Here is a 19,675-nt window from a genome sequence, read left to right as displayed (position 1 = left end):
TGATTACGAAGTATTGGTGATAGCTCTCGAATTAGTTATTGTAAGTGTATATAGCGTGAATTAATTCGGGGAAATATTTGGATTATTCTTTGAGGGAAGAGGTATTTCATTTATTCCTTTACTCAAATCTTCACTGCTATTCTAACTTATTTAATAGAATTTCAGCCTTATGCTTAACCCCTTTAGAACTGTGTTTAGCTTTCATCACTGTAACCCTACTCTCCTCAATACTTTTCAGCGACTTACTTGTCCACGTACCACTATCATTCACAAGGTTTACTAACAATCTATCATAAATCGATTTCCAATCATTTATTGCAAGTGATGATAAAATTAGCATTGATAAAGAGCGATCTTCTCGCTCAACTTCAATAATATTGAATTTCTTCCCACTTATCATATATACTTCTGCAATCACATAACGTCGTTTCGTGATATTATCACTCAATTTCGTAAATCTGCGGTCTCCAATTCCCTCTGGTAACACATCTATAAATGCTCGTATCGCACTTACTTCTGGATATTGCTCCATTATTCTAAGGACATTAATGAAATCTTGCAATTCACCTTGTACTTGAATTTCAGATAACATTTGATGTTCTATTCCTCTTGCTAGTTTTTGACCTCCAGTGTCTGCTGTAGATCGAATTGAATCATTGCTGCCATAGTATTTCTTAGTATTTTCATCTTCTTTCGTTCGCTGCTTTGAGGAACTACTTTTAATTCGTTTGATTTTGGGTACCGATGTATATTCATGTTTCAACTGATTCATTTGTACAAGATCAAAGTCTTCTGTAGAACCATCTACTTGTTCATCTAATGTAAAGCCCTCTTCATCACCCTGTCTATTTAGAAAACGATAAGTGTATTTCTTTGCCTCATTGGATTTCTCTTGATTTTGTATTTCTGGATGCGAAATCGAAATATGTTGGTACGGAATATCTTTATTTTTCACATTAACAATTTGTAATACTGTACACGTGTTATTCTTCTCCTTTACACGAGCTGTTATTGTAATCGGTTGTGTAAAGTTCCATTCGAACTTCAAAGTCTTTTCCTGCAACCAAGTAAATGCTATATTTTCATAGGCTTGTCGTAGGTCTCGATTCGTTAGCAACCACACCAATTGATAAATGAACGTTGTCTTTGTGTATTTCAATTCATATTGTGATGAAAAGCTAAGATGGATTTTATTAGGTTCATATGTTTCTGTGAAGAACTGAGGAAATGAATTCGATTCAAACAAGCGATATAAAAGGAAGCCGTTCGGAGCTAAAATGCTACGCAATACTTCAATGACTGGTAAAATCACATTCTTTCCATCAAAAGAGAACACGAAACTACGGGAAGTTGCAGGATCACTGCTTCCTTGAATAGACCAAGGGCGTTCGTGAAATTTAACTTTATTAGGATAAATAGTCATATCGATTTCTTGTACACTTTCAGAAACTTGACTAGCCGTTATGATGCCATCAGTATAATAATGTTGGATTGCTAAGCATGGTAATGTACCCCAATCCATTAATATACCTTCTGTACGACCTTGTGAGCGAAAATAAGCTTTGATTATCATTTTATGATCATATCGAAATGGCTCACCAATCCATATTAGTTGTGCTTTTTCACCTTTAGCAAAAGGCCAAGCTAGTTTAACCTGTTGTTTGCTCATAACTTTTCACTTCCTGTTTTGTTCGTAAATACTCTTCCAAATACGGTTTTATTTCGTGAAAATGATGTGACTTAACAGCGCCAATACGCTGTACTTTCCATAATAAAACTGGTTCTTGCTCCAGCAACATACGATCAATAATTTTACAGCATCGTCGAATCTGAAACTGTTGTATAGATTCCGTAATTTTATTTAGATATTTTTCAGTTTGTGGCAGCTTATCAAGATGTTTCTCCAAATTTGATAAGATTCCTAGACGTTTCCCAATTATCGAAATCGTGATACGTACGGGCTTTTCCAGTTCAATTAATTCTTTGTAAAGCTGTTTAATTTTAGAAAGATATTCTCGATCACGTACGTCCCAATTGACAATTGATTTTGGCTTTTCCTTCGCCTGAATTATAGGTAACTGTTCAAACAGCCATTCTTTATCATTTCGATATAAGTAAATATATTCTTTCGGTAAACATTGACGAATTTGTGTTCTCGAGTAACTTGGATATTGCTGCATTCCTTTTAATAATTGCTTTCGATACATATGTAACATTGGTGGAAAAACTTTATCAGGTAATTTCTCTATTTTCTCAACTGAGGCAAGATGTCCTTTAACTGTTTTCGAATCCACGCCAAGCATTCTAGCTAATGCTCTTATACTGTAGGTTCCATCAACTGCTAATTCATGTAATTTAGCCTTCCAGACATCTCCATACGCTTTTGTACGTCCAATACGATATTTATCTTCAGATAATCTATCAGGACCCTTTCTAGCGTAAATAAAGCCACAAGAGCATTCAAACGTGCCAATGGGTGCATTTGATTTAAAATCCCTTGTAACATTTACTTCATGAATCACAAATTCCTTATAATGATTAGCTGCTTTATTTAAACAGGGCCATGGGCCACTACCGAAAGGACCTGTATCAGCTTCAATTTGTAAAAAGGACTCCAAATCTTGTTCTAAGAAATAAAGAATAAGCAAATGACGGAAAGGATGTACATGACGTTTTAGATTGCGTGTAATGACCTTCAGCCAATTGTATTCATCATTTACATTGATTGCTGATTCGTACTCATCTAAAAAGCCTTTTGGGAACTTTGATTGAAATGCTTTGTATAGCTCCTTTTGCCGAATTCGATTAGACGTTGTTATTAAATTACGCTCCCGTAAAAGAACACGATATTTAAGATTAATAGATTCTCTTGAAAATTGATGTATTGGAACTTGCAGCAGTTGATAAGCCATCTTTGCTAAAGCAATTTGAATGGCTATAAACTCTTTTAGTTCAACTTCTTGAATCATTGATAAGTTCAATAGCTTTTTATCAAATCGAATAAACTCAATTCGACTTTGCTTTGAAAAATCGATAGGATACTTCATTAATTTCAGTTCATGATGTGCACAGAAATCAATCCCTTGTAGCTGGTGCTCACGATGAAAATAGGGTTCTCCATGTTGCTCAATATCATTAGTTGCACACTCTGGGCAATAAAAGAGTCCATTCTTTCTGCAAATGCTTCCTGCAACTATGCCAAGTCTTGTATAAAGTCCTTTTCCATCTACTTGAACATCTTGTAGAAGTTCTTTCTGGCGTTGCTTGGAAAGAAACGAAGCATAGTAAGGGTAGATCGTATGCTTAGCTAATAAGCTTTCAACAGAATAGTTGGAGCCTAATTGCTCAGCTAATATAGAAAAATGACTACCAATCTCTACACTCGGTATTACAGAACGACTTTGAAACACTTCTTCCAATGTATCTTTGTAATCAATATTTCCACTGTAAAAGTGATATCGCGCAATCGCCGAATATATCAATTCATCTGGATATGGATCCGTAAAGAATGGCAGCATGCGTTCCCTCCTAGTAGAATTCCTCCAAAGGATTTTTAATGTATCCATTTGCTTTTAATAATTCATAGGGGTGTTGCTTTTTGTCTAACGCTTGCTTTCTTAGCTTTAGCAATGGTAGAATCTCTGCATTTTTTGCTTTTGCCTTTGCTTTTTGATCTTTCTTTTGTTGATTTAATGCAATCGCCTGCTGAATCACATCTGATTTAAGTTGATGAAATTCAGTATCAAGTGGATTTTCCTCAACTATTTTTTGTGCGAGCTTTTTAATATCGTTTTCTTTCAAACTATCAAAAATACCAAGGGCTGCCACTTCAACACTTAAGTTCCCAATCATGTCTTGACGTTTATACTCGATTGTATTTTGGCGCTCTTTAAATGCTTCTTGAATACGTCCTGTCATTTCAGTATTTCGCTTGTGATTCAGCATGACTTCATCCAAGTTAATCATAATATCTTCATATTTCATCATATCGGCAAAATTGTTCGTCCGAATAGCTGTCATCATTGGTTGAATCGTTTGCATATCTTCCCTAGCAGTCTTTTTTAATACTTGTGGTGTAATGATTTCAGCCGGGTTGTCCTCATCAAATAATACTCGTTCTTGCGCTAGAATAAATAGGTTCACGGCAACAGCAGTAATCCCTTGGCATTCATAATAAAATGCCTTCTTTGTCTCCTCTGTAAGCTCAGAATGGGTTTTTAAACACTGTAATTCCCAAAGTGTCTCTAGGAAAAACTCCCACTTTTCACTATTTTCGTCCATACGATCCCAAATAATAGCTCCATCACTCGCTGCCCGTCTTGCTTGTCTGAAGTTTCCTTTGAATAGTTTTTGTGCTTTAGAAGTTCCGATTAAAACCGTAGGAATACCAACTGTATTAGACAGTGTTACAAAAAAATTCAACATTTCTTCCTGTTCATTTTTGGAATGTAGTAAGTGCTGGATTTCATCAATTACTAGAACACCGATGCCGTACATACTTGCTAACGATGTCATGTGCAATAACATTGTCGATGTCACACGGTTCAAATAACCGTACTTTTCTAAATATCGAGTGCCTAGTAAATCATCAATTGCTTTGAAAAAGCTTTTGCAAAGTGTAGATAAACTTCCATCATACGGGCAGTCAATTTTAAGCCAAACAATTTGAGTTCGATTAAACGGTTGTCCTTTGTATTCTTCATGCTTGATCACTTGTGGATACATAAGCAAAAGACGTTCAATTGCTGTTGTTTTACCAATTCCTGAAATACCGATAATGGATAAGCTATCGGCAGTTGAACGAATATAATTTAGTCGTTCATCTATATATTTGTGAGCTGTTTCCTCTTCTTCACGCAATTCATGCAACACCCGAACACGCTCTAGAAATGTTCTATCTAATGGATTTCGCGCCAAGTAACCTCTTCGAATCAATGTAGACAATCGACGTTCTACCTCGAAATGAATCGGTAACGGCTGGATAAAATTCCTTACACGTTTTAAGACGTGATAACGAATATTCGTTTCACTTAACTTATCTTGCTCACTAATTCGTGGAGTCACCATAAATCGCTCTAGCACATCATCCTCATTAAATATAGGTGGAAGAGCTTCGATGAAAGGATTATTGGTATATTCATTTAAAAGTTGCTCCTTATAGACAGCTTTCTCAAAATCCCCTTTTAAGACAACCATGTCATTTGTCTTTCCCAAATTCCTCATCTCGCTTCTTCTTTAGTTTTTCCATAAGACGTGAGCCTGGTTTCTTAGGTGGTGTTTCATCAATCTTCTCTTTTGTAACAAAGTCGATTACGTCAGCTGATTCACTAGCCTTATTAGGTAATAAATCAAACTTTTCAGCTTCACGATTTAACTGTTTTTCAACATCCTTATTTTCACGAATAGCTGCTATTTTAGCTTTCTTACTAGTTGGCTGATTGAAAGATTCTTTTTTGTTCTTCACGGCTTTTTTTATAATCTCTTCCAATGCTGCATCAGTATTTACCGTAAGCTGAATTTGATTTGTTCGTTCCATTTCTTCTAGTTCATTCCGAAGATGTTGCTGAAAGACAATTTCCTCCAAGAAGTCACCTTTATATTGCTGACTAGGCTCTAATAAAATACACGTCTCAAAATCTATTCCGTTATCGTGGGGAATATAGATTTTTTCAATATGTCGTGGATCATAAACGATTTCTAGACTTCTATTTTTCAACTTTAAATACCATTGCTCTTCAATAGCTTGACGAGAACCATAAAGAAGATTTTTAAACTTAATTCCAGCTCTTGAAATTGTCGCTTTCCCACGTGGAAGCACGTTCAGACGAAGAATATTTCGATCAACTGTTCTTAACCTTCCTTTACGATTTTGAATACCCCAATTCCATAAGTTAATCGGAGTTGGCACTAGTCCATCAGCCACCATTTCTTTTTCAACAGGATATTTATCAATGACCTTTTGGTTATGATGAAGCGCCATTGTAATAATTAGAGATGTAAATTCCCTTAAATTCAGCGTAGCATTTAAGCGATAATCCTGATCTCCACGTTCTCTATATTCCTTTTGAATTGCTCCGGGAGCTTTTTGCTTTACCTTCCCATTAAACGTACGGAATTTCCTTTCAACAATCCCTTTCAAATCTCCACGATAAGCTGTAGTATTCTCAATTTTAATATTAAGATTGTTAATTAAATTCTCTACAGAATAGCCTTCAAACTCACCCCGGTCGGCGATAATAATTTCAGGCAAATGATGTGTTGGCCATTGCTCAGGTGTAATATTAATTCCATATTGCTTACAGAACCCTACTTTGTCAGCAACCATATTATCTAAAGCCATCATTGCACCGATCCACGATGGACCTTCTAGTCCAACATAAAGACCTGTAATAATACGTGAATACACATCAAGTACTGCATAAATAACTGGTCGCCCAATTACTTTATTTACGTCAAGTGAACTAACTAAATAAATATCTGCAATGGTTGCGTCAAATTGAAATCTTGTACCCGGACCATTTGTTTCTGATTTGGAATCACTTAAAATCGGACGATGTTTCAATTCATATTCCTTTGTACTTTTACGGAACTGAATATCCTTTTTCGGGTCTTCAAGCTTTTTAAACCAGTAGTAAAACTGATGGTACGAGGGAATTCGAGTGGCCTCCCAAATACGGTACTTTAGCTCACCATTTTCCTTATAGCGATCAGAGTAAAAGTCACGCAGCATGAAATTATAAACATCTCTTAAAGAGTAATTATTCTTTTTCCTGTAGTACTTGTTGATAACGTGCTCAATTTGGACCTTTACCTCGTCAGTAATGTTAATACCGGTTTGATATTCATTATTTATGTTTATCTTTCTAGGACGACCCACTTTCGCATTTGTTAGAGCCTTCGCTCTTCCTTTACCACCCGAATTAGAGTAGTCAGGTAACATGGCATTTTTGGTCATACCTCGTTGCCAATAGCGAGTTAGTAACTTTTTAACCTTTGTCTTGCCTAAGTTGCTGTCCCGAACGATTTCGCGAATTTTATTTTCTCTTCCTCTTTTGTAGAGCAAATCTTGCATATTCGGAACACAGTATTTTTGTATAGTTTCCCAATCTTCTTCACGCTTACGAATTTGCACTTCTGTTAAATCATTTTCATAAATCACTTTTGCATAAGGATCACTAATCGCAAGTAGCTCTCCTTGATTCATATCTGTAATTAGGTTGGAATATAGCTCCCTCTGCGGCATAGCACTACTCGTGTCAATATTAACAATATAGACATGTGGTTCTTTAATATAAATTACCCGAATCCTTTTCGAATCGATTACATATTGAAATACTTGATTAATATAAATCATCCGTATTTCACCTTCTCTAAATTACCTTCATCAATACACTTAATATCAATTGTTTGCTCTAAATCAATCGGCTTTTGCATATCAATGACTACAATTTTTCTAGCAAGCAAGTGATAAAATAGTGTAACACCACTTCCAAAAGGCAAGTGTGTATCTGCATCAAACCCATTAGTAATTTCACGGATACTTCGTGAATTATTCAATAGGCGATTCATAAGAGACATGGATAAATCCTCAATATGTTGGTCATCCATTTCTTGATAAACATCATAGCTACGAATATCAAAATAATCATGGATATAACTAATATTTCTAGCCATTGTCTTATGAATTTCTTCCTCTGTTACAGTTGCCCAATTAATGCTTCTACGCTTCCAATATTCCCTTTCAATTTCAAACTTCTCTAACACACGTTCTTCTAACAGCTTATCTTTCATTTTGATAGTATGAGCGACTTCAAATACACCTTGTCCTTTATCAACTGTTAATAAAAAGTCCGTTGTCATAACAATTAGATCACCTGTTTTTGGATCAGCTGGGTGTTTAATCCCAAGCTCTTCAGCAATGGCAAACGTCTCTTCTTGTGGTAATAAAGGAAATTGTTCACGAATATCTAAAATAACATCAGAAAATTCAGTTAAATAAAAGTAGTTTCGTTCCAAATCCGATAAAAACTCATGTTGTCTGCCGGTTTTTATACCTTTTAATCTTGTTGACCGACCTAATGAGGAAACATCTTGAATTTTAAGCCAAGGCTGATAATCTGCCCCACTGCCAGTTCCTCGACCCTCTTTAATCCACTTATCAATTTTAGATGTTCTTTTTCTTTTCGACACAAAAACACCCCTTTAGATAATCATATCCAAAGGGGCAAAGCTTCGCAACTTTTTTATAAACGTCGCGACTTTATTTTAAACATCGCGACTTTATTTTAAATTCACAAATCCAACTAAACCACCAATTCTACTTACTCCACTGTCACACTCTTTGCCAGATTCCTAGGTTTATCAACGTCACAGCCTCTATGCAGTGCTGCATAGTATGCCAGTAATTGCATTGGGACCACAGATACAAGCGGTGTAAGCAGTTCATGCACATGCGGGAGCACAAACGAATCGTCGTCCTGTTCGAGACCTTGCATACTCAATGTGAGTACATTCGCCCCGCGGGCTGCCACCTCCTGTACATTACCGCGAATCGCACCGTGCACAGCTGCTTGGGTATCCAGAGCGACTACAGGTGTTCCATCTTCAATCAGAGCGATTGTGCCGTGTTTCAGTTCCCCGCCAGCAAATCCTTCCGCTTGAATGTAGGAGATTTCCTTTAGTTTCAAGGCGCCCTCCAGGCAAACAAAGTAATCTGCGCTTCTGCCGATGAAAAATGCATTTCCGGTAGTTTCAAAGAAAGCATGTGCCAATTCTTCCAGCGCTTCCTTTTGTGATGTCAGTACTTCCATAGCGTTAGCTGTAATGGCCAGTTCCTGAACAAGATCAAAATCATTTAATGCACCTTTTGCTTTTGCAGTCGTTTCGGCTAAAATAGCCAGTACAGCTATCTGTGCGGTATATGCTTTCGTGGAAGCAACCGCGATTTCTGGTCCTGCATGCAGATGAAGTGTATAATCCGCTTCACGAGAAAGAGTCGATCCGGGAACATTGGTCAATGTCAACGCCGGATATCCCATTTCTTTTATTTTCACTAATACAGAGCGGCTGTCAGCAGTCTCTCCACTTTGAGAGATAAAAATAAATAAAGGTTTATTGGAAAGCAACGGTGTATTATAGGAAAACTCACTTGCCACATGCACCTCAACAGGTACACCTGCCAATTTTTCCATCAGCTGTTTACCGACCAGGCCGGCATGATAACTTGTTCCACAGGCAATGATGTAGATCCGGTCGCAGCCAGTGGTTGCCGATAATACTTCCGGCGCCAATGCCAGCCGATTATCTTCATTTTCATAGGCTTCAAGAATTTTACGCATCACCAATGGCTGCTCATCTATTTCTTTTAACATGAAGTGTTCATAGGTGCCTTTTTCCATTTCAGATGCATCCATTGTCACCTTGAAAGGGCGTCGTTCGATTGGAGTGCCATCAAGATCCTGAATAACAGCATGTTCCCTGTTCACTACAAGAATTTCCTTGTCATGAATCTCGATATACGTATCTGTCAGCCTTAGCGTTGCCATCGCATCACTGGCAACAACATGGAAACCGTCCCCGATACCGAGCAATAACGGGCTCTTGTTCTTAGCCACATACAGATTATCTGTGTCCTCACAATCTATCATGGCGATGGCGTATGAGCCTTCCAACAGTTGAAGTGTGCGCCGAAACGCTGTTTTCGTGTCCAATCCCTCGTTGGAGAACTTTTCGACAAGTGCGACGATGACCTCGGTATCCGTCTCGCTCACGAAAGTCGTACCTGCGAGCTGTTCACGCTTCAATTCCACATAGTTTTCAATCACACCATTATGCACAAGTAAGAACCTTCCAGAAGCACTTTGATGCGGATGAGCATTGTTACCGCTTGGGATGCCGTGTGTAGCCCAACGCGTATGTCCAATTCCCATGGTCGCTGCGATTCCGGCATCCACATGTTTTCGGAGCTCGGCGATTCTTCCTTTTGTCTTGAACAGACTCGTTCCGTTCTCATTCAACATAGCTATCCCTGCCGAATCATACCCGCGATATTCCAGCTTCTGAAGCCCATTTAATAAAATCTCTTTTGTATCCTGTTGTCCAATATAACCTACTATTCCGCACATAGCGTTTTCCTCCTTGTAAAGAGGCAGAAAACGCCAAAAACATAATATATCAGTATTTGAGGCATTTACTGCCTCTTTCTCGTGATAGTTTGATTACATCCTGCCGTATTTGCTGTCCAAAGCGTCACCGCTCTGTTTTAAAATACAAGCCTGTCGATTGGGATGTGCAATCGGGAGGTACCCGCCGAATTACTCGATCATCCTCCACCTCGTCAACTACCTTCCATACGCTCGGAAAATAGCTCTGGCGCTTTTCTAAACTTGAAAAATTCCTATGCTCCTTTCTATTTTTGAATAAGTCACTTAAGAAAAATAAGCACGCAAGAATTAGTGTATTACATGGAAGCTGATTTGGTCAATCATTTTCTGCTTCCTTCAGTATATGTTTATTTTCAGTGGATGTTGCAAGCTGGTATGCAGTCCTGATAAACGTGATATTCGTCTACACACAGTCACTTTTCCAACATATGATACCAGTATCGATAAAGAGGGAGGTGCTCATATGAGTGAAGGATACGGCGGCGGTTACGGTGGCGGCTTTGCTTTTGTCGTTGTTTTGTTCATCTTGCTGATCATTGTCGGCTCTGCCTACGTTGGCGGCGGTTATGGTGGCGGTTTTTACTAAGAGCGCTGAATCAAGCAACATCGCAAAAAGAAGCTGTAACAAAATCCTATAAAAATCTAACCACATGAAATCATGAAAATAAAACCTGATTTCATGTGGTTTTATTTTCATGATTTGTACTTAAAGCAATCAGTTCTTTACTTTTTTATATTAGTTTCTCATTGATGTTTCTCCAAGAAATCGAGCATCAGCGTATACACTTTAATCTCATTCTCTTTTTTAGAAAAGCCATGGCCCTCATCTTCCATGACGAAATATGTTACATCACGGCCTTTTTCCTTAAGCTTTGCGACTATCTGATCAGATTCTTCCTTTACCACACGCGGATCTTTTGCGCCCTGAATGACAAGCATCGGCTTAACCATGCCATCCAAGTAGGTGACAGGGGAGTCCTTGATGAAACGCTCCCTATCTCTTTGTGGATCCCCAAGCCAGCGTTCCATAATCGGTTTCCAGTGTGGCGGGACAGAATTGACGAACGTGAACAAATCAGAAGGCCCAAAAATATCTACGACAGCTTTGAAATATTCCGAATGGCGCCCGTGCAACAAAAGGGACATATATCCTCCATAGCTGCCGCCGACCAGAAACAGTTTGTTGCTGTCAGTGATGCCATTTTCAAACAGCCATTCAATACCAGCGACGCAGTCCAGCCGCGGCCCCTCTCCCCAGTCTTGCTCGACTAATTTTACAAATTCTGAACCGTAGCCAGTGCTGCCCCTGAAATTTGGTGCGAAGATCGTATATCCTCTGTTTAAAAAGGATTGGAACATCGACCGGAACATCTTACGTTCAGCAGCCTGCGGGCCGCCATGCGGCCAAAAGATCGTGTAGCCATTATCATTTTCCGGTTTAGCCCGAAATAGCAATGCCTCCATTTCCATGCCATCAAATGATGGATAAGAAACGATGTCAGGCTCGACCATATCAGTGGATTTCAGGCCAAGTACGCGATTGTTCGTCAGTTGCCGCCATTTTCCCCCATCCTGCGACTGATAAATATTATGAGGAATGGTTGCGCTTCTGCCGAGAACATAAACAGCACCTGATTTCGCGATTTGTATTTGATCCAGCATATCGACCGGGGCCTGGATTTCTGTCAATGTTTCACCAGCCATATCAAAGCGATAGAGCCTATCTGTCACACCTTTTTCCGTCAATACATAAAAGACTTCTCGATTTTTATCCCATTTCAGGGCTGTAACGCCTTCTTTTTCAATTGTCACCACTTCCGAAAAAGATTCGGTCTTTAGATCGAATTTGGCCACATATTGGTAATCCTTTTCATAATCTGTAATGAAATAGATCGTATGGTCATTCGTAAAAACAGGATCAAAAACCACATGCACTTTGGATGCATCTGGGACAAGTTGGTATTCTTTTTCTCCGTTTATTACCGTTCCTGTTACATATGTGTTCGCAAATGACATCGTATACACAAAAGACGTCTCATCTGATGAAACAGCAGCCAATTCAGTCGGCGCCATTTCGCCGGTATGAACTAATTCATCCCTCCCATCCTGCAAATAACGGACGCGGGTGTTCAAAAAAGAAGGATTGTCTTCCGAGGTCATGTAATATACTCGCTCACCATCCTCGCTGATATGGCTGATAAAATATTTCTCCGAAAGCTCACCAGTGATCAACGGCTGCGGCATCCCGCCGTCAGCAGGAACAGCGTAGATTTGATAGTTTTCATCGCCATCCTTATCATAGTTGGCTAGGACATAGCGATTTTTTGGGTCAAATCTGACATCAGCACATGATTCATCGTGATGTGCGAATAAATACGGGTACACATCCGGCATGTCCATCGCCCACAGATTCATTTTGCCGTTTAAATTTGCACTGAAAACGAGTTTCCTTTCATCTTCAGAAACTGAGAAACCTGTAATAACATAAGTCCTGAAAAATTGCTCCACTTGTGGTTTTGGAAAATTAATCATCATGAAATGAATCCCCCTTGTATATTCCTTTGCTCTCACTCATTATAATGCACTTATTCTATGATGAACAGCAGGAATTTTTAGAACATTCCTCTCTTTCTCTGTTATGCTTGATAAAGTGGCGAACTTCCTTCTTTTTGGTAGTTGTCGGCCGAACTTTACCCTGTCCTCATATCAAGAAGTGAAATATTTATCTGAGACAAAAGCAGCATGGCGGATTTTTTTATTCTTTTGGGAGGAATACCGTAAAGCGTGTGCCGTTCCCCAATTCACTGTCCACTTCGATGCTGCCACCATGCAAATCAATGATTCTTTTCACGATAGACAACCCTAGTCCTGTGCTTTCATGTGAACGGACTCGTGCTTTATCCGCTTTATAAAACCGTTCAAACAAATGATTTATATCTTCTACAGCAATTCCAACACCTGTATCTGCAATCAAAATAGCAATTTTATTCTTTTCATCGCGACAGCGGATGAAAATACTGCCTCCCGCTTCTGTATAATGCATGGCATTCGTAAAAACATTCATCCAGACCTGCTGGAGCAGTTTTGGATCCGCCATGATTCTCGCAGGTTCCGTGTCCAGTTCAACAGCAAGTTCTTTTTGCTGCCACTGCCATTTAGTGGCCATCACAACTTCCCTCAGTTGTTCAGATACATCAAGCAAAATCTTTTCTGCTGCTTCCATCTCATTATCTAAAAATGACAGTGTCAATAATTGCCTGCTTAATTCAGACATACGCCTACTTTCGTTTTCAATAATCGACAAATATTGGTCACGGAGGTCTTTGGGCAAATCATCTTCGCGCAATGCTTGGGAAAAGCCTTGTATGGATGTAAGGGGGGATTGAATCTCATGTGAAACGTTAGAAACAAATTCCTGACGCTTCTCTTCCGTATTTTTCAGGCTTTCGCTCATCCTTGTAAAATTGCTTGCCAGCCGGCCGATCTCATCCTTGCGTTTTTCATTCAATTTCAAGCGATAATTGCCCTCGGCGATTTTCTTTGTCGCTTCTGTCAGCTTTTTGATCGGTTTGACGATGAATGACATACTGATAATCACCAGCAAAAAACTGAGCAATAGCACTGCTGCCAGCAATACTGCGAGAAAAATACGCATTTCACCGAACTGCACCACCGTGTTAGGACGGACAAATAGCGCTTCTCGCTGACCATCCACCTGGACAGGCACGCCTATTGTATTACGCAGCTCATTATCGAAAAAACCAGTCACGAACAACTTCCAAGGGTATTTCCCGATACCATGATAGGTTCGTCCCTCCAACACCTTGTGTACATCTGCTTGCTTTATATTTTCTTTGCGAAAACGCGCTCCAAAAAAACGACCCTTTCCTGTTTCATCAGCAAGGTAGAACTGATAGCCCAGCGCAGTCAGCGTCGATAAATAAGTGTCAATATCTTCGTTCTTGCCTTCCTCATAAATAGCTACCGTTTGCTTCGCTATATGTGTGATCTTTGCGTCGTTTTCCGGTTTTAAAAAGTAGTGATAATATATATTACTGCCCACAAACGCGATAGATGCGCTCGCAAGCAGTATGGTGATGATGATGGCTATCATTCTGACATATAATGTGCGCATGAAGGGTACTCTCCCTAATAGTTTTGCCAACAGTATACCCTCCTTTCATGAATGACTGATGAACATAGCTTTACAACAAAATTGGTATCATGTTATTCTTCCAATTTATATCCCATCCCGCGGACTGTTTGTATGGAAAATCCGTGTTCAGCTTGATTGAACCGTTCACGCAGCCGTTTGATATGAACATCGACTGTCCGATCGTTTCCGGAAAAATCATTGCCCCATACCAGGTCGATTAATTGCTCACGGGTGAATAGCCGGTCAGGATAGCTTGCCAGCTGCGCAAGCAATTCGAATTCCTTCAGCGGAAGCATCCAACGCTTTTTTCCGGATTCCACTTCATAATTATGACGATTAATGGTTATATTGCCGATTTTGATCTTCGTCTCATTCAACAGCTGGAACCTCCGCAGCAGTGCTTTGATCCGGAACAGAACTTCCTTTGGCTCAAATGGTTTGACGATATAGTCGTCTGTGCCTGCTGCATATGCTTTTTCTTTGTCGATCAATTCTCCCTTTGCCGTAATCATCATCACAGGCAAATCATAATATTGACGAATTTCCGCACAAAGCTGATAACCATCCATGTGAGGCATCATGATATCGACTAATGCCAGTTGTACACTTTCTTTTTCCAGCAGGTTGACAGCCTCTTTGCCATCCGAAGCTTCCAATGTACGGTAACCTTCACGCTGCAGATAAAATTTCAGCAGTTCCCTGATATGGGCATCATCATCTACAATTAAAATAGTGATCATGATATTCACCTCGATATGTATGAAATTTGGCTACCTTCAACATACCACAAATAGAATATGAAAATCGTCTATGGCGCGTTAGAAGGTGAGGAACACTGGATTCTGGACGTCCCCCGCTCATTTTCAGCGGATACGAATCGCATCCGGCCATTCTTTGATCGCGTTTGGAGTTTCCTCTCAGTATGGTGCTAACTGGCTCGCTTTTGGGGGCTTTCACCCTTACCCTCATAAAAATAACCACCAATCTTATTGACTGGTGGTTATTTTTAAACTTTAAGATTCATTATCTTCTTTGAAGGCATACAGTTGCTCAATCACGTCAGCAACCTGATCAGCGTATTTTTTACATTTTTCCTTCGTATCTGCTTCGACCATGACACGAACGAGCGGCTCTGTACCAGATGGACGGACAAGCACACGCCCCTGATCGCCAAGTTCTTTTTCAACAGCATTGACTTCTTCCAAAATGCGTGTATTAGTAAGTGCCTCCTGCTTATTGATGACCCGGACATTTTTCAAAACTTGCGGATAAATCTTCATTTCAGCCGCGAGCTCCGACAATGGCTTCCCTGTTTCTTTCAAAACATTAACGAGCTGTAAGGCTGACAGCATGCCGTCACCTGTGGTGCTGTAATCCAAAAAGATGATATGACCGGACTGTTCACCACCAAGATTATAACCGCCTTTTCGCATTTCTTCCATGACGTAGCGATCACCGACTGCCGTCTTATCGCTGCGCATGCCATGTTCTTCCAAGGCCTTGTAAAATCCAATGTTGCTCATCACAGTGGAAACAATGGTATTATGTTTCAGGAAGCCTTTTTCATTCATATATTTCCCGCAAATATACATGATTTGGTCGCCGTCAACGATGTTTCCTTTTTCATCCACAGCAATCAGGCGGTCACCATCTCCATCAAATGCCAGCCCAATATCCGCACTTTTCTCTACTACGAATGACTGCAATGCTTCCGGATGGGTCGAACCTACACCATGATTGATATTTAAACCGTCTGGCGAGGAACCGATAGAATAAATGTCCGCTTCCAGATCTGCGAAAAGATGTGTTGCAAGACTTGATGTTGATCCATTGGCACAATCCAATGCGATACGGATGCCATCAAAATCGTTATCAACTGAGTCTTTCAAGAAAGAGAGATATTTCTGGCCGCCTTCAAAATAATCATTTGCAATACCAAGATCCGCTCCAGTCGGACGTGGCAAATGATCTTCTACAGCGTCCATCAGACGCTCTATTTCTTCTTCCTGTTCATCAAGCAGCTTGAATCCATCTGGACCAAAGAACTTGATGCCATTGTCTTCAACTGGGTTATGGGATGCAGAAATCATGACGCCTGCTTGCGAACTGGTAGCCTTTGTCAAATAGGCCACTCCTGGAGTAGTGATGACACCTAAGCGCATTACCTCAGCTCCAATCGACATCAGACCTGCGATGAGCGCCCCTTCCAGCATAAAACCGGATACGCGTGTATCTCTGCCGATCAAGACTTTTGGTTTCTCGGCATCTTTTGTGAGGACATAGCCGCCGCACCGGCCCAATTTAAAAGCCAGTTCCGGTGTTAATTCTTTATTGGCGACTCCCCTTACTCCATCTGTTCCAAAGTATTTTCCCATGCTTAGTACCTCTCCTTTTTTCCCTTTTCCTTATGAGAGCGTTGCTCGTATATTTTATTATCAATCAATCAGCAACGTTCCATTGAAGCATATTTCCATATCGCTTATTCAGGCAATGTGATATCGACTTTAGCGTCTTCCTGTCCGTCCTTTATTTTTATCCCATCCGGTGCCGTGATTTGCACAGGCATATCATGCTTGCCTTCTACAAGGCCGCCCGCATCGATTTTGGCACGGATGTCACTTTTTTTCAACTTGCTGATGGTTTCATCATCGCCGCTGACTGTAACATCTATTTTAGGATCTTTCGGCTTGATGAAAGACAGATCATAGTCAGCGGCGAGATTGTCGACATCGATATCTACGCCTTCAAATGTCTTGGTTTGCTCCAGGTCCAGGGAAACTTTTAATTCATCCCCGTTTTCTGCCGCGACCTTATCCGGCAAATCCAGTTTTGTATCAATCATTCCCGACTTTTTCACTTTTGATAAGTCGATCGGTTCAGTTTTGACACTGTCAATATCGGCAAGTGCACTACTTGTCCCATATATTTTCACTTTATCAATATCAGCTTTCATCGATTTAAGGGAGTAGCCTTCCGGCGGATTCCCTTTTGTCACGACGCTGACAGGAACCGTCTTGCTTGGATGATTTATTTCTGCAGAGACAACGACATTCTCCGGTTCCATATGCACCTTCAGTTCATTTCCTTGCGAATCATACACTTTAACAGGGACCTCGCGATTATTGATAGAATCCTTCAAGCCGGCAACATTGACAAAGACTTTCACAAGCGAAATTCTGTCAATGACACTCTTAGAACTTGTGATAGTGACCGTGTCCGGTTTAATCTCATGATTACCCAGTTCATACCCGGCCGGCAGCTGGCTTTGATTTACGAAGTCCGCACTGACATGGTATTCCTTGGAGCTTCTTTCCTCCATAACCACATCAATGGTTTTCGGCTCCATGTAGACCGACAATCCATCTGGCACATTAGCCGATTCTATCTCGACGTTATGCTCTCCTCCCTTGAGTTTGGTCAGATCCACATACACTTCAAAATTACGCTGCTTAACTGCACGCGTCACGTTGCTATTGGACCCTTCGACGGTGACAGAAACTGTATCCGGCACCCCGCTGACAACATATTTTTCCCGATCAATACGAACATTCAAAGGAACATCATCAATGGTTTGCGTTTCATCTGTTGAACCAAAAAAGCTATAATCCTTTTTTGTCGTGTCATTTTCCGTGTAGACGACAACATATAAAAGAACCGCAAACATCAAGGCAATCGCACGAACGACCCATTTACTCTTGAACCATTTATCCATTTTTGTTCCCCCTCCGTTTCAGAGATTTTTTTTCAGGGGACTTTGCATTCGGAGATAAATTTTCATGCAAGATTTCACGAAGTTGTTCTTCATTGATATCTCTATGGAGTTCGCCGTTTTTTGTAGCTGAAACACCGCCTGTTTCCTCGGAAACAACAATTGTCAATGCATCTGTGACTTCACTGATGCCCATTGCAGCACGGTGTCTTGTGCCAAGCTCTTTTGAAATGAACGGGCTCTCCGACAACGGTAAATAGCAGGCAGCAGCCACGATTTCCTCTTCTTTGATAATCACAGCTCCATCATGGAGCGGCGTGTTCGGTGTGAAAATGTTGGTCAGCAGCTGATGTGTCAGCTGGCCATTGATGGGAATCCCAGTTTCTACATACTCGCCTATTCCCGTTTCACGTTCAATAGTGATCAGCGCTCCAATTCTACGTTTTGCCATATAATTGCACGATTGAATAATGCTTTGAATTCTTTTATCCAGTTTTTCTTCCTGAGTGATGGAGCTTCTTGTAAAAAGATTTCCTCTTCCCAGCTGTTCCAATGCACGCCGCAGCTCCGGCTGGAACAAAATGATAATGACAAGAAATCCCCATTCCAGGGCTTGTTTAGTCAACCACTGGACCGTCTGCAGTTCGAATAAGATACTGACCATACGCACCGCAAGGACAATTAATATCCCTTTAAGCAGTTGAATCGCTTTGGTACCCCTGATCAGCATGATCAATTTATATAAAACATACCAGACGAGGCCGATGTCAACGCCGATTCTGAGTAGGTTTAAAATGCTGAAGTCCCCATCAAGCATGTTTCCACATCCTTTTTCCATTAGTAAAGTTTACCATTCACAGACATCCATACGCTTTATTATATCATAATTTGCCAACGGATTGACGATGGAAGGATAATCAATTATCTCATTTTTGGAGTAAATTGACAATTACTATTGTCATATACATCTAATTAGATTATAATCTAATTAGTTTTGCAAAGGGGGGAAAAACGTGCAGCTTGACAGGCTTGTCCAATTCCATAAAACAATGGGAGATCACACACGCATTAAGATGATAGCCTTATTAAAAAGCGGTCCATTACACGGCCAGGCAATCGCAGGAAAATTAGGGCTTACACCGCCCACAATTTCTTACCATATCCAAAAACTTAAAGCAATCGACATCATCTATGAGCGTCGCGAGAAAAACACCATTTATTTTTATTTAAATGAAAAAAAACTTCGTTTACTCGCGGAAAGCATCTTGCATATCGGGCAAACATCTCATCAACCAGTCATTTTGGAACAAGAAAAACAAAAAACGATTGCACAATTTTTCAAGAATGGCAGTTTGCGGCAACTTCCAGCACAACGCAAAAAACGTATTATCGTTTTGGAATTCTTAATAAAAGGATTGGAAAAAAACAAAACATACCTGGAAAAAGAACTGAACACGTATATCCAGCAATTCCATCATGACACCGCGACCATCAGAAGGGAATTTGTAGCCAATCAATTCATGACTAGAGAAAACGGTTTTTACCAGTTAAACCCGGAAGAAATATGGCCAACTTAATATCTGCCAAAGCCGTTGATAAGGGGTTGTAACCCCTGCGATATATCAAACGGCATTTATTTTAACCACC

The 19,675-nt window shown here is 40.1% G+C and carries 14 protein-coding genes; 2 read left to right on the top strand and 12 right to left on the bottom strand.

Going from position 1 to position 19,675, the window contains the following annotated elements:
* Window positions 1–136: 136 nt before the first annotated feature.
* From ACFSMW_RS11545 to glmS, 6 genes are all read right to left on the bottom strand, one after another.
* Window positions 137–1,669, bottom strand: coding sequence for a Tn7-like element transposition protein TnsE (locus ACFSMW_RS11545; RefSeq protein WP_000043576.1), 1,533 nt, complete (start codon window positions 1,667–1,669; stop codon window positions 137–139).
* Entirely contained in the window at window positions 1,650–3,518 is a 1,869-nt protein-coding gene (locus ACFSMW_RS11540) for a TnsD family transposase (protein ID WP_328005686.1), read from the bottom strand. The genes ACFSMW_RS11545 and ACFSMW_RS11540 overlap by 20 nt, the downstream gene beginning before the upstream one ends.
* A gap of 10 nt (window positions 3,519–3,528) precedes the next feature.
* The gene (locus ACFSMW_RS11535) at window positions 3,529–5,223 is read right to left on the bottom strand and encodes an ATP-binding protein (RefSeq protein WP_390355778.1); all 1,695 of its coding nucleotides are present in this window, start codon (window positions 5,221–5,223) and stop codon (window positions 3,529–3,531) included.
* The gene (locus ACFSMW_RS11530; protein WP_063636938.1) at window positions 5,198–7,354 is read right to left on the bottom strand and encodes a Mu transposase C-terminal domain-containing protein; all 2,157 of its coding nucleotides are present in this window, start codon (window positions 7,352–7,354) and stop codon (window positions 5,198–5,200) included. Before ACFSMW_RS11530 ends, ACFSMW_RS11535 begins: the two co-directional genes overlap by 26 nt.
* Window positions 7,351–8,190: a TnsA endonuclease N-terminal domain-containing protein gene (locus ACFSMW_RS11525; RefSeq protein ID WP_390355776.1), complete on the bottom strand. Its 840-nt coding sequence runs from the start codon at window positions 8,188–8,190 to the stop codon at window positions 7,351–7,353. The genes ACFSMW_RS11530 and ACFSMW_RS11525 overlap by 4 nt, the downstream gene beginning before the upstream one ends.
* Before the next feature lie 131 nt (window positions 8,191–8,321).
* Complete coding sequence (gene glmS / locus ACFSMW_RS11520; protein ID WP_390355774.1) at window positions 8,322–10,124, bottom strand: glutamine--fructose-6-phosphate transaminase (isomerizing); 1,803 nt, start codon at window positions 10,122–10,124, stop codon at window positions 8,322–8,324.
* A gap of 502 nt (window positions 10,125–10,626) precedes the next feature.
* Between glmS and ACFSMW_RS11515 the strand changes: the two genes are divergently transcribed.
* Window positions 10,627–10,749, top strand: coding sequence for a YjcZ family sporulation protein (locus ACFSMW_RS11515; RefSeq protein WP_390355772.1), 123 nt, complete (start codon window positions 10,627–10,629; stop codon window positions 10,747–10,749).
* A gap of 158 nt (window positions 10,750–10,907) precedes the next feature.
* Here ACFSMW_RS11515 and ACFSMW_RS11510 read toward each other — a convergent pair whose 3' ends face one another.
* From ACFSMW_RS11510 to cdaA, 6 genes are all read right to left on the bottom strand, one after another.
* Complete coding sequence (locus ACFSMW_RS11510) at window positions 10,908–12,695, bottom strand: S9 family peptidase (RefSeq protein ID WP_390356420.1); 1,788 nt, start codon at window positions 12,693–12,695, stop codon at window positions 10,908–10,910.
* A gap of 223 nt (window positions 12,696–12,918) precedes the next feature.
* On the bottom strand, window positions 12,919–14,328 hold the full coding sequence (locus tag ACFSMW_RS11505) for a sensor histidine kinase (RefSeq protein ID WP_390355770.1): 1,410 nt from the start codon (window positions 14,326–14,328) through the stop codon (window positions 12,919–12,921).
* A gap of 62 nt (window positions 14,329–14,390) precedes the next feature.
* On the bottom strand, window positions 14,391–15,059 hold the full coding sequence (locus ACFSMW_RS11500; protein WP_390355769.1) for a response regulator transcription factor: 669 nt from the start codon (window positions 15,057–15,059) through the stop codon (window positions 14,391–14,393).
* A 273-nt stretch (window positions 15,060–15,332) separates the two neighbouring features.
* On the bottom strand, window positions 15,333–16,694 hold the full coding sequence (gene glmM, locus ACFSMW_RS11495; RefSeq protein WP_390355767.1) for a phosphoglucosamine mutase: 1,362 nt from the start codon (window positions 16,692–16,694) through the stop codon (window positions 15,333–15,335).
* A 104-nt stretch (window positions 16,695–16,798) separates the two neighbouring features.
* Entirely contained in the window at window positions 16,799–18,031 is a 1,233-nt protein-coding gene (locus ACFSMW_RS11490) for a CdaR family protein (RefSeq protein ID WP_390355765.1), read from the bottom strand.
* A complete protein-coding gene (cdaA, locus tag ACFSMW_RS11485; protein WP_390355763.1) occupies window positions 18,024–18,845 on the bottom strand; it encodes a diadenylate cyclase CdaA in 822 nt (273 codons plus the stop codon). Before cdaA ends, ACFSMW_RS11490 begins: the two co-directional genes overlap by 8 nt.
* Window positions 18,846–19,041: 196 nt before the next feature.
* Between cdaA and ACFSMW_RS11480 the strand changes: the two genes are divergently transcribed.
* Complete coding sequence (locus tag ACFSMW_RS11480; protein ID WP_390355761.1) at window positions 19,042–19,605, top strand: DUF2087 domain-containing protein; 564 nt, start codon at window positions 19,042–19,044, stop codon at window positions 19,603–19,605.
* Window positions 19,606–19,675 lie beyond the last annotated feature (70 nt).

It is taken from the genome of Tigheibacillus halophilus, from assembly GCF_042683165.1.
Lineage (GTDB): Bacteria > Bacillota > Bacilli > Bacillales > Amphibacillaceae > Tigheibacillus > Tigheibacillus halophilus.
This window is presented reverse-complemented; position numbering and strand designations above follow the sequence as displayed.

Excerpts from the sequence above, each read along its gene's own strand:
- ACFSMW_RS11530 (WP_063636938.1), bottom strand. The coding sequence starts at position 7,354 with ATGATTTATATTAATCAAGTATTTCAATATGTAATCGATTCGAAAAGG.
- ACFSMW_RS11535 (WP_390355778.1), bottom strand. The coding sequence starts at position 5,223 with ATGAGGAATTTGGGAAAGACAAATGACATGGTTGTCTTAAAAGGGGAT.
- ACFSMW_RS11540 (WP_328005686.1), bottom strand. The coding sequence starts at position 3,518 with ATGCTGCCATTCTTTACGGATCCATATCCAGATGAATTGATATATTCG.
- ACFSMW_RS11500 (WP_390355769.1), bottom strand. The coding sequence starts at position 15,059 with ATGATCACTATTTTAATTGTAGATGATGATGCCCATATCAGGGAACTG.
- ACFSMW_RS11490 (WP_390355765.1), bottom strand. The coding sequence starts at position 18,031 with ATGGATAAATGGTTCAAGAGTAAATGGGTCGTTCGTGCGATTGCCTTG.
- ACFSMW_RS11545 (WP_000043576.1), bottom strand. The coding sequence starts at position 1,669 with ATGAGCAAACAACAGGTTAAACTAGCTTGGCCTTTTGCTAAAGGTGAA.
- ACFSMW_RS11510 (WP_390356420.1), bottom strand. The coding sequence starts at position 12,695 with ATGATTAATTTTCCAAAACCACAAGTGGAGCAATTTTTCAGGACTTAT.
- glmS (WP_390355774.1), bottom strand. The coding sequence starts at position 10,124 with ATGTGCGGAATAGTAGGTTATATTGGACAACAGGATACAAAAGAGATT.
- glmM (WP_390355767.1), bottom strand. The coding sequence starts at position 16,694 with ATGGGAAAATACTTTGGAACAGATGGAGTAAGGGGAGTCGCCAATAAA.
- cdaA (WP_390355763.1), bottom strand. The coding sequence starts at position 18,845 with ATGCTTGATGGGGACTTCAGCATTTTAAACCTACTCAGAATCGGCGTT.
- ACFSMW_RS11515 (WP_390355772.1), top strand. The coding sequence starts at position 10,627 with ATGAGTGAAGGATACGGCGGCGGTTACGGTGGCGGCTTTGCTTTTGTC.